Annotated in this window: 10 protein-coding genes and 3 pseudogenes; 4 read left to right on the plus strand and 9 right to left on the minus strand. The window is 58.5% G+C overall.

Annotation, left to right across the window (positions count from 1 at the left end):
* The 3 genes from I8N66_RS11520 to I8N66_RS11530 all read left to right on the plus strand — a co-directional run.
* The coding region (locus I8N66_RS11520) for a thermonuclease family protein (RefSeq protein WP_291153749.1) at positions 1-384 on the plus strand (384 nt) is incomplete at its 5' end.
* 68 nt (positions 385-452) lie between these two features.
* Positions 453-1,022 (plus strand): hypothetical protein, encoded by a 570-nt coding sequence (locus I8N66_RS11525; RefSeq protein WP_291153752.1) that lies wholly within the window; start codon positions 453-455, stop codon positions 1,020-1,022.
* A gap of 18 nt (positions 1,023-1,040) precedes the next feature.
* Complete coding sequence (locus tag I8N66_RS11530) at positions 1,041-1,328, plus strand: hypothetical protein (RefSeq protein WP_291153755.1); 288 nt, start codon at positions 1,041-1,043, stop codon at positions 1,326-1,328.
* 228 nt (positions 1,329-1,556) lie between these two features.
* On the opposite strand, the pseudogene I8N66_RS11535 reads toward I8N66_RS11530, so the two are convergent.
* The 5 genes and pseudogenes from I8N66_RS11535 to I8N66_RS11555 all read right to left on the minus strand — a co-directional run bounded on the left by I8N66_RS11535 (position 1,557) and on the right by I8N66_RS11555 (position 4,962).
* Positions 1,557-2,556, minus strand: a pseudogene (locus I8N66_RS11535) (IS30 family transposase).
* A 170-nt stretch (positions 2,557-2,726) separates the two neighbouring features.
* A pseudogene (locus tag I8N66_RS11540) lies at positions 2,727-2,862 on the minus strand (IS3 family transposase); the annotation flags it as partial.
* 60 nt (positions 2,863-2,922) lie between these two features.
* Positions 2,923-3,282 carry an Lrp/AsnC family transcriptional regulator gene (locus tag I8N66_RS11545; RefSeq protein ID WP_291153758.1) on the minus strand — a complete coding sequence of 120 codons (360 nt, stop codon included), beginning with the start codon at positions 3,280-3,282 and terminating at the stop codon, positions 2,923-2,925.
* Positions 3,283-3,445: 163 nt separating this feature from the next.
* Positions 3,446-3,844 (minus strand): annotated as a pseudogene (locus tag I8N66_RS11550) (ISNCY family transposase); the annotation flags it as partial.
* Between the two features lie 11 nt (positions 3,845-3,855).
* The gene (locus I8N66_RS11555; protein WP_291153761.1) at positions 3,856-4,962 is read right to left on the minus strand and encodes a mandelate racemase/muconate lactonizing enzyme family protein; all 1,107 of its coding nucleotides are present in this window, start codon (positions 4,960-4,962) and stop codon (positions 3,856-3,858) included.
* A gap of 151 nt (positions 4,963-5,113) precedes the next feature.
* Here I8N66_RS11555 and I8N66_RS11560 point away from each other — a divergent pair, with 151 nt between their 5' ends.
* Positions 5,114-5,992, plus strand: a complete 879-nt coding sequence (locus I8N66_RS11560) for a LysR substrate-binding domain-containing protein (RefSeq protein WP_291153763.1) — start codon at positions 5,114-5,116, stop codon at positions 5,990-5,992.
* Between the two features lie 677 nt (positions 5,993-6,669).
* On the opposite strand, the gene I8N66_RS11565 is transcribed toward I8N66_RS11560, so the two are convergent.
* The 4 genes from I8N66_RS11565 to I8N66_RS11580 all read right to left on the minus strand — a co-directional run.
* On the minus strand, positions 6,670-7,668 hold the full coding sequence (locus I8N66_RS11565) for a 4-hydroxyproline epimerase (protein WP_291153766.1): 999 nt from the start codon (positions 7,666-7,668) through the stop codon (positions 6,670-6,672).
* Between the two features lie 20 nt (positions 7,669-7,688).
* Positions 7,689-8,543, minus strand: coding sequence for an ABC transporter permease subunit (locus I8N66_RS11570; RefSeq protein ID WP_291153768.1), 855 nt, complete (start codon positions 8,541-8,543; stop codon positions 7,689-7,691).
* Positions 8,540-9,388, minus strand: a complete 849-nt coding sequence (locus tag I8N66_RS11575) for an ABC transporter permease subunit (protein ID WP_291153771.1) — start codon at positions 9,386-9,388, stop codon at positions 8,540-8,542. The genes I8N66_RS11570 and I8N66_RS11575 overlap by 4 nt, the downstream gene beginning before the upstream one ends.
* A 17-nt stretch (positions 9,389-9,405) precedes the next feature.
* Positions 9,406-9,814, minus strand: a 409-nt coding sequence (locus tag I8N66_RS11580) for a CBS domain-containing protein (RefSeq protein ID WP_291153774.1), incomplete at its 5' end; no start/stop codon positions are given.

Below are 9,814 nucleotides of genomic sequence, written 5' to 3' on the forward strand. Positions count from 1 at the left end.
AAGTCCTGGCTCAAACGAACCATCGGCAGCAAACCGGTCGAATGTGGCGTTATCGCGTATGGTCATGATGGCATTCCGCAGGCCCGTTGCACGACGAGCGGGCAAGATATTGCGGTAGAGATGCTGCGGGTTGGTTGGGCGCGCGTTGCCTCGCCGTATTCGTACAACACTCAGTACTTGGCCTATCAGCGGTACGCCATGGCCGCCCGCTATGGCATGTGGGCGACCTACGTTCTCGATATGAACGAGTGGCGGCGCAAATCTGTAGACAAGACGCTCGGCCGCCAGCCGATCGCGGACGCCAATCTTCTCGCAGATCGCGAGAGCGAAATCTCGCCCCCCTTTGCCGATGCTCGGCGGAAGCCAAGGAGAACTGACCGATAGGTGACGGATTTCGCTCAAATTGAGCATCCGCCAGCGCGCCCGTCGCAACCATCATGAGGACCACCTGAATGAAACGTATGTTTTTCGCCACAGTCGGTCTTGCAACGTTTGTCCTTGCTCCCCAAGGCGCCAAGGCACAAGACGCCACCTGGGGCTGCCAAGTACTCCTCTGCGCCGCTTCCCAAAGTCCTTCGTGGCAAGGCGTGCCCTATTGCGTACCGCCGATGATGAAGCTCATCAACGCGATGAAAAAGCCGGGCTTCTCTTGGCCTATCTGCCACGAGGCGAAGGCGGGTAAACCTGGTCGCGAGCAATATGAGGATTGCCCGGTCGGCACGAACATTGGCTACAGCGAAAGCGGTCGCGATGGGGTGACGCGGACTCCCAACAAGTGTGTTCAGGTCGTCGACCGGTGCGAGAACCGCAGTGACTTCCACGCCCGGTATGGCAACGCGGACGCCAATGCTCGAGCAAATATCAAACTTCGCACTCTATACAACGACCGGGACAACCTGAGCAAAAACGGATGCAAGGTCCAAGTCACCATGCCTCGACCCCAACGTTCAAATCCCTATTTCTTCGACATTCCAAATGACAAGGGCGTCAAGGAACGCTTCTGGTTCAACCTCAGAACCTAATCTGTCGGGAACGCTGCAATGAATCAGAACATGCTTTTGGTGATCGCCGCCAGCGTCGGTCTCGCAGCCGGCGCTGGGGGCACATATCTCGCAACGTCCGGACCTGATGTATACTCTCAGGCAATAGCCAAGGCCGAGTTGGTCGCGGCTATCTCCGCTGATCCGTCACTTTGCGCCGTGCCGATGGTTGAAATGCCCTCGGAGGAGCAGGCTCTTGCAGCGTTTCGAAAGGTGCACGCCCGCCTCGCCACTCGTATGGGATCGAAACAACATGCCCGAGATCTCCTTGAAGCTCGGCCAGTGTGACAAAAGCGACGCCGATCCCGGTCTGGTCTGCATGACGTCTGTAAAGATGTCACCACAAGCTGAGCCTTTAGATCGTGTCGTAGGCTTCTCGAAGTCCGCCACGGGCGAATGGGTGGCAACGATCAACTAGCCACTACCGACCGGTATTGGTCGGGAGAACAGGGGGCGACCGCTATACGCGGGGAGATCCTAACTGAAGTGCAACACGCCGGTTTTCAGGGTAGGGGTTCAGCCTCCCTCTTGCAAATGTGCCCGGAACACTTCGGCGGGCGTCCTGTAGTCGAGGCACTTTCGCGGCTGGTCGTTGAGATGGCGAGTAAGCTGGATGAGCTTGCGTTGCGACACGCCTGCAAGATCGGTATCGCCTGGCATGAACCGGCGGATGCGCTTGTTGGCGTTTTCCACCGCACCCTTCTGCCACGGTGCACTGGGGTCGCAAAACCAGCTCCGCGCGCCGATGCCATCTTCCAAAGCCCTGAATCCGGCAAACTCCGTGCCGCGATCAAAGGTGAAGCTCTGCCGGGCAAAGGCTGGCAAGGGAGAGAACGTTTCGATGATCTTGTCCATGATCGGTCGCGACTGCCGGTCATTGTTGCGCAGGAATACGGCAAAGCGGCTGACCCGCTCGACCAGCGACGTCACGTTGGCCTTGCCGAACTTCTTGCGAAACTGAATGAGATCGCACTCCCAATGGCCGGACTGCTTGCGCTCGGCGACGGTGTCAGGACGGTGGAGAATGTTGAGTTCCGGGCTGAAACGGCGGCCGTAGCGACGCCTGGCATGCCGCGGGCGACGTCTCGCGCGACGTTCCGGCAGGTGCCGCCACAGTTTGATGGCAAGACCGTCTGCCGAATAGGCAAACTTGTAGATCGTCTCGTAGCTGACGGAAATCGGATGACGCTCCAGCCGCATTCGACCGGCGATCTGTTTGTGGCGACCAACCATGCATGATCCGTTCAATCACCGATCGACGCACATGCGCGAAACGAGCAAGCTTACGCAGCTTGGCTCTGCGTTCACGCGCCATCTCGTTGGCGGTGACGCAGTAGTAGCCGCTGAGCTCGGGCATCTGCGCGTCTTCAAAAGCATTGCGGCTGAGTTCTCGGAAAATCGTCGAAAGATGCCGTCCAAGCTTCTCGGCAATGACGGTGGCGCTCAGGCCAACCGCTCGCCACTTAGCGATCCGACGACGTTCATCCATATCGATTTGAGAGTAGGTGCGTCTCATGAGCCATTCCTTGCGAGTGACAACCCATTGGTATCTATCGCAAGTCGCACTTCATCCTTGAACCCACCGCAATGTTATAACATATCGCATAAGTTCTATTATGGAACCAACTACGAACTCGTCCGCGTCGCTCTAATATTTCTGCAGACGTTGGAAGGACTTTGGCATTCCCGAACAACGATGCTCATTGTCGCGTCCGGCTCATAGGTCTCCTGAATGATGGCAAGCTTCTCGGCCTTTAACTGACCAACGGCGGCGCCGCTCTGGTGCGGAAAGCACTTCCATCTTCGGGTTGTGACTGGTCACAATGGGCACATTACCTCTCTCACTTAGCAAGTGGGAGATCCTGGGCGGGGATTTATGGGGCTACTTTACAATATCCAATGGCAGGGCTGGTGCGATCTTCACGTCGCTCATGACAACGCTGGAAGTGATCTCACGTACGCTCGAAAGCTGCGAGAGCCGATTGTAGAAAAAGTCCTCATAGTAGCGGATATCGGGCACGACTATTTTCAGTAAGACGTCAGTGCTACCTAACAAGACATAGCATTCCAAAACTTCGGTCAGCTTCTGGATTTGCGTACGGAAGGCGCTTGTCGCGGCGCTGTCATGCGTGGCCAGTTTCACACTGGCGAACACGGTGACATTCAGACCGACCGGTGCTGGGTCAACAAGCCTACGCCAGTTACTGTCACGACAATCTCGTTCATAGCTCTGGGAGAGCAAGCGGATTCCCTGACGATCCTCGGATGCATAACTGTCATGATCGGCGTTATCTTCGGAAGCTTGCCGCCAAATAGAACTAACCGATGAGGTTGGTTTCGTTCCGTTTTGGCCGGGCTACCCGTAGAAAACTGTCGATCGTCGGAAGCCTTACGATCAGGCCCCACACATCCAATCGACCGTCCGCATAGGCATAAGTCTCGACATAGCGACCGGCCAAACCGCGCGACATCTCGGTCTCCTCAAGCATGATCCGCTGGCGCTCGAACGAAAACGTCAGCTGCGATCCGACGTAGCGCTGCTCGCGTTTGCACAGGATCTCGGCCAGCCGATCCGACGCCAAGTTCATCGGCCAGTGCAGGTCATCGGGTCGGGCAGGGACGATCGCAAACCGCGCGTTGTAGTGCTCGGTGAAGCTAGGCAGAAATGCATGGCCAGCCTCCACGTCATCGATACCCGCCAGCCATAATTCCTTGACTAGGAAGTCTCGCAGCGTCCGGTTCATTCGTTCGACGCGACCTTCGGCCTGACTGGAATTTGCGCAATGAATCTCGATGTTTAGCTCGTTCTATGGCTTCAAGCGCGAAAGGTGGCGACTGGAGCACCGATGAAATCGCGGTCGATCTCAATCCCGAGACCAGGCCCTGTAGGCGCAGCGCCGCGTCCGTTGAATTGCCGCGGCTGGTATCCGGCAACGTGTTCGTTGGTCCAGTCGTTGAAGAACGAAGTGTGCATCAGGTATTCGGGCTGCGCGCTTGCCGCTACGTGGGAAACGGCGGCCGCAGTGACGTCGCCACCCCAGACGTCTTCGATGCAAAAGTGCATTCCGAGGTTCTGGGCGGCATTCCGCATGTTCACGGCATGGGTGATGCCGCCGAGACGTCCGAGTTTTATGTTCAGCGCCCCTGCGGAAACCTCATACTTGGCGCGGTAGAGGTCGGCAAATGTTAGGAGGCTTTCGTCGATTACCAACGGCAGCGACGAAACTTTGCGCAGCATGGCGCAGTCGGCAAGGTCTAGGCACGGCTGTTCGACATAGACGCCAAGGTCCTCGAGCTTCCGCATCGCGGTGGCGGCTTCCAGGAATGTCCATCCGGCATTCGCGTCGATAAAGAAGAAAATGTCCTTGTCCGAGGACTCGATGAGTTCGCGTGTACGCGTGGCGTCGGCGATCGGATCGTCGCCCACTTTGATCTGGAAGCGCTTGATACCGGCGGCGCTGCGCTTGTGCACGTAGTCAATGCTGTTCTGTGCCGACGATAGCGGTATCGCTTCGAAAATTGGGAGGTCCGTGCTGAGCACGCCGCCGATCATCGCCGATATTGGCAGTCCAACGGACTTCCCGAAAATATCCCAACACGCGACGTCAAATGCGTTTTTTGCATTTGCCTGCCCCATAAGCACGCCGGACATGACCCGTTGAAGACGCGTGAATTTGCGTGGGTCTTCACCGAGCAGGTACGGAGCTAGTTCGCGAAGGGCGGCACTGGTGCTGCCAGCGAAAACGGGAAGGTAATTCCCAGACAGGGTGGCGGCTTCGCCCCATCCCTCAATCCCGTCGTCGGTGATGATGCGAACGAGGTTCGAAGGTTGCTGCTTGGCAGAGCGACCCTTCGACATGATGTAGGTGCCGTGGGAATACGTCAGATCGTATTCATACAATTCGATAGCGGAAATCTTCATCGTAAGCCCGTTGTTGGAGGTTCGACGGCGGTTGACCCGGCGGCCGAAGGCGACCTGTCCCTTTCGCCATGCGACGAGATTTCCACGGTCCGCCCGTTGACCACAAACGAGATTTCGACAAATCTAGGCCCAGAAAAACTGAGGCTAAGTAATGGCGATCAAGCCCCACTACGATCGATTTCCCTCGCTCAACGCGCTGCGTGCATTTGAGGCGGCGGCGAGGCTGGGCGGTTTCGCCCAAGCCGCCCAAGAAATGTCGGTCACAGCCGGTGCGGTTGCCGCGCAGGTAAAACTGCTTGAGGATGAATACGGAGCCAAACTCTTCGAGAGGCAGGCAAGGGGTGTGAGGCTGACCTTATTGGGTCGGAGCGTGCAGGAAGATTTCACCGGAGCCTTTGACGCATTGGGCGAGGCCGCACGGAAGCTCCGGCGGCTTGCCCTGCCTACAAGCGTCCACATCGTGACCTCTCCGGCGCTTGCGCAGCTATGGCTTGCGCCGCGCGTCATTCAGTTGCGGCAGAAGTTTGCGACCATAGACCTTTCGGTCACGGCGCTCGAGGAACCGCCGCACCTCAAGCGGGGCCCTTTTGATATCTCGCTGTTTTACACGGAACAAGCCGAGAGCCATCACAGGCACATCATCGACGAGCACATCACTCCGGTTTGCGCGCCCTCGGTAGCGGGCAAGCTTACTCAACCCGCGGACCTTGCCGATGTCACCTGTATCGGTGACGTCGTATGGGAAGACTGGAAGGTCTGGGTGCAGGGTATGCGCCTTGACGAAAAGTTCAAACTTGGCGCGGGACCCAGCTTCTCCCTGTATGCCGTAGCGGTTCAGGAGGCGCTCTTGGGCCTGGGCGTCATTATGGGACGCAGGTCGCTCGTCCAGCCTTATCTTGAAAGCGGAGCACTCGTTGCCCCGTTCGATAGCGTTCCGCTCGGTCTTTCCATCAATGCGTGGACGCTGCCGGAAAGCCGGAAAAGCGCAGAAGTCAATGCGGTGATGGACGCCATGTGGAACCTTAGATAGGCGCGTCTAGGGTTTCCGCACCGGAGACGTTAACATCTGCTCTCGATCAACCGAAACCCAGCACAGGGGAACCGAACTTCGAAAAATCAGTGACAATGCCCAAACTACGTCCGTTCGGAATCTACCGCTCTCGATCCGAGGGCCGCTCTCCGTCGTAGTGTCCATTGATGCTCGGCGCTGCAAATCCAGGCTTCAAAAAGCTGGGCGGCCGAATAGAATATGATCCACCAAATCTCGGCCTAAAGCCGCAAATCCCGAAATAGCGAGTGGGCAGACAGAAACGAGTGCTTTAGGCAACGTAAGCCTTTCCCGGCAGTCAGAGCGGGCGGCGATGACCGCCGCCCGCCCCTCATTCCGAGCATGATACTTGCAGGGAGGGTGCTCGGAAATGAATCAATATTATGTTTCAGCCAAGGCCCTTTCGTCCGTGGCTATCGAGGTGCCGCTTCATCAGCCCAATTCCGCGAGAACAAACGACCCGGCTCATAACCCGACAAGCGGTACGTTCAACGTGTCCGCTTTTTGAGGAAGCGGATCGTTTCGCAATCGATCGCGGGCACGTGTCCAAGGAATTCACCGGCGATCACGATGTAGTCGAAGTTCGAAGCATCGACAAAGCCACAGTTTGCGAAACCCTGGACACGGCAGCTTTGACTCGATCAGTTGTCCTGTGCTTGTCAGGCGATCTGGAAACCGTGCATCAGAGTATCTCGATCGTCGACGAAGATAGTATTGTGACCTATGATCCGGGCCCATCCCCCGATGCTTGGTAGAATCCCTTTGAAAGGACCGACCCGCTCTTCCGCTTCAATCCGGCCCTCAAAGATCGTGCCGATCAGGCTTTCCTGCCTGAGACGCTCGCCGACCTTGAGACGACCTTTTCCGTAAAGCTGGGCCATGCGCGCTGAGGTGCCTGTGCCGCCAGGCGAACGGTCGATGGCTTTGTCTCCGTAAAAGACGGCCCCTCGCCCGTCCGCTTCGGAGCTTTTCGGCCCATCACACCAGAGCGCGTGATGTACGCCGCGTATACGGTCGTCGTCCGGATGGACAGGATCGCAGATCGGCGCAAGTGCGTCACGGAGCTTCCGACTAAGATCGACGATATCGCCGGCGGACATGCCGTCCAGCCCCGCCCAGGCTTCCTGCGGATCGATCACGGCGTAGAAATTACCGCCATAGGCGATATCGACGGTCAGGCGACCAAGTCCGGGAACATCGACGGCGACGTCGGCCGCATGGAGATAGCTTGCGACGTTGAACAGGCGGACGGATTCGACGTGTTCGCCGGGCTTCTCGTAGCGAACATCGACCCTACCAGCCGGCGTTTCGATGGCAAGCTGACCCGGCACCCGTGGTGTGATCAGGCCCTCTTCGATCGCGATCGTCACGGTTCCTATGGTGCCCGCTCCACACATCGGCAAGCAGCCACTCACTTCGATGAACAGCACCGCGAAGTCGCAATCTTCCCTGAACGGGGGATAAATGATCGAGCCCGACATGATATCATGCCCACGCGGCTCGAACATGAGTGCCTTTCGGACCCAATCATGATTGCGCACGAAGAGGTCACGGCGATCCGCCATCGGCAGATGTGGTAGAATAGGACCGCCTCCCGCGACCAACCGCACTGGATTGCCGCAGGTGTGAGCATCTATGCAGAAAAAGCTGCGTCGCATGTGGGTTTTCCCTTCTCGGGTCAGGAGGATCCAGCCGCCTCGCGTGGCCGGTGCAGGGCGTTGCGCGAGACCCTATCGAGCAGAATTGCCACCGCGACGATGGCGAGGCCAGCGCGAAGGCCGAGGCCCATCTCCATGCGCGTCAGTCCGCGCGTAACCTCCGCCCCAAGCCCGCCAGCACCAACCAGGCCCGCCAAAACAACCATTGCCAGAGAAAGCAGGATGCACTGGTTGAGACCGACAAGTAGCGTCGGCATTGCCGAGGGAATTTCGATCTTGAACAGGATGGCGCGCGGCGGCGCGCCAATCGCGTTGCCGAGCTCGATGAGGTCCTTTCGGATCTGGTTGAAGGCGAGCGTAGTCAGCCGCAGCATTGGCGGGATGCCGTAGACGATGGTCGCGATAATAGCCGGCACGCGACCGAGGCTGAAAATCATAACGGCCGGGATGAGATAGACCCAGGGCGGCACCGTCTGCATGATGTCGAGTATGGGGCGTAGCGCTGACTCGAAGCCCTTCCGGCGCGCGGCGAGAATGCCGAGCGGGAAGGCGATCAGAACCGAGATCGCGACCGAGACGGTGACGAGCGCTATCGTCTGCATCGACGCGGTCCAGAGACCGGAGATGAAGCAGAAGCCAAGCGCCACGGCCGTCACGATGCCGATCCGAATACTTATCAGGTATCCGGCTAGGAGCGTCGCAACGGCGATCACGCCATAGGCGGGAAGCACAAGGAGAAATGCCTCGATGCTGTTTAGCAACGTCTCAATTATTTTCGTGATCAGGCTGAACAGTGGATGGAATTTGGTATTCAGCCAATCGACAACCGGTGCCAGATAGGCGCCAGGAGAAAACTGAAGGGTCTCCAGCATCAATCGGCCCTCCCCTTGCTGCGTGCCGCCGCGCTCTGCGTCAGGCGGTCAAGGATCATAGTGAGAATGACGATCGCGATCGCCGCATTGATCGAGGTCGCGATATCGAGAGTGCGCACAGCGCCGTAGATGGTCTCGCCGAGACCGCCGGAGCCGACGATGCCCGCGATCACCACCATGCCGAAGGCCATCATGAGGCTCTGGTTGATGCCGGCCATGATGCTCGGCAGCGCGAAGGGCAGCCGTATCTTCGTAAACATCTGCCACCCGGTAAGCCCGCTCGCCTGGCCGAGCTCGATGAAGACATGTGGCGTCTGGCGAATACCGAGCGCGGTCAGGCGCACGGCGGGTGGCATGGCAACGACGAAGGTCGCAGCGAGTGCCGTCGCTGGCCCGAAACCCATGAGCGCGATCGCTGGCAGCAGATAGATATAGGGAGGCAGCGTCTGGATCAAGTCGAGGACCGGCTCCAAATAGCGATCGAGCGAGCGGAAATAGCCAGCGGTGATTCCGAGCGGAATTCCGGTGACGAGCGCAAGTACCGTGGCGGTGACGACGAGCGCGAGCGTGCTCATCGTTTCCGCCCAGAGGCCCATCAAAGCGCAGACTACAAGCGCGATGCCGGCAAGCAGGCCCGACCAGAGGTTCATCAAGCGCCAGCCGACGAGTGCGATCAGGGCCGCGATCACATAGAATGGCACAAGCTGCAGCATCCAGAGGATGCCGTCATAGGTGCCCTCGAGCAGGGCGCGGATGAAGTCGAACAGGCCTTCACCATGGTCGCTCACCCAATAGAGGGCATTGTCGATCACCTCGTCGAAGGCGTTAGGTATGGTGTTCATGTCCATCGCACACCCTCCCGCCGTCAGGCCGCGACGCCGCGGAGCAAATCGCGGGTCGTCACAACGCCGACAATGACGTCGCCCTCGACCACGGCAAGCGCATCACGGTTGGATTGCATGGTGAGCTCGATCAAGGTGCTGATATCGGCGTCGGGCGTCGTGCGGGGAAGTCCGTCGATATCCACGCCGGGTGTTGCCGCCTGGTAGTCGCCGATGGGCTGCATGATGGTATGCGCCTTGACGAGATGGACCCGGGATATGCCTGCGACGAATTCCGCGACATAGTCATCCGCGGGCTTGGTGACGATCTCCTCCGCATTGCCGACCTGGACGATCACGCCGTCCTTCATGATCGCGATACGATCACCGATGCGGATCGCCTCTTCCAGATCGTGGGTGATGAAGACAGCCGACTTGCCGAGCGACTTGGTG

The sequence above is a fragment of the Ensifer sp. SSB1 genome, assembly GCF_016652895.1.
Lineage (GTDB): Bacteria > Pseudomonadota > Alphaproteobacteria > Rhizobiales > Rhizobiaceae > Ensifer.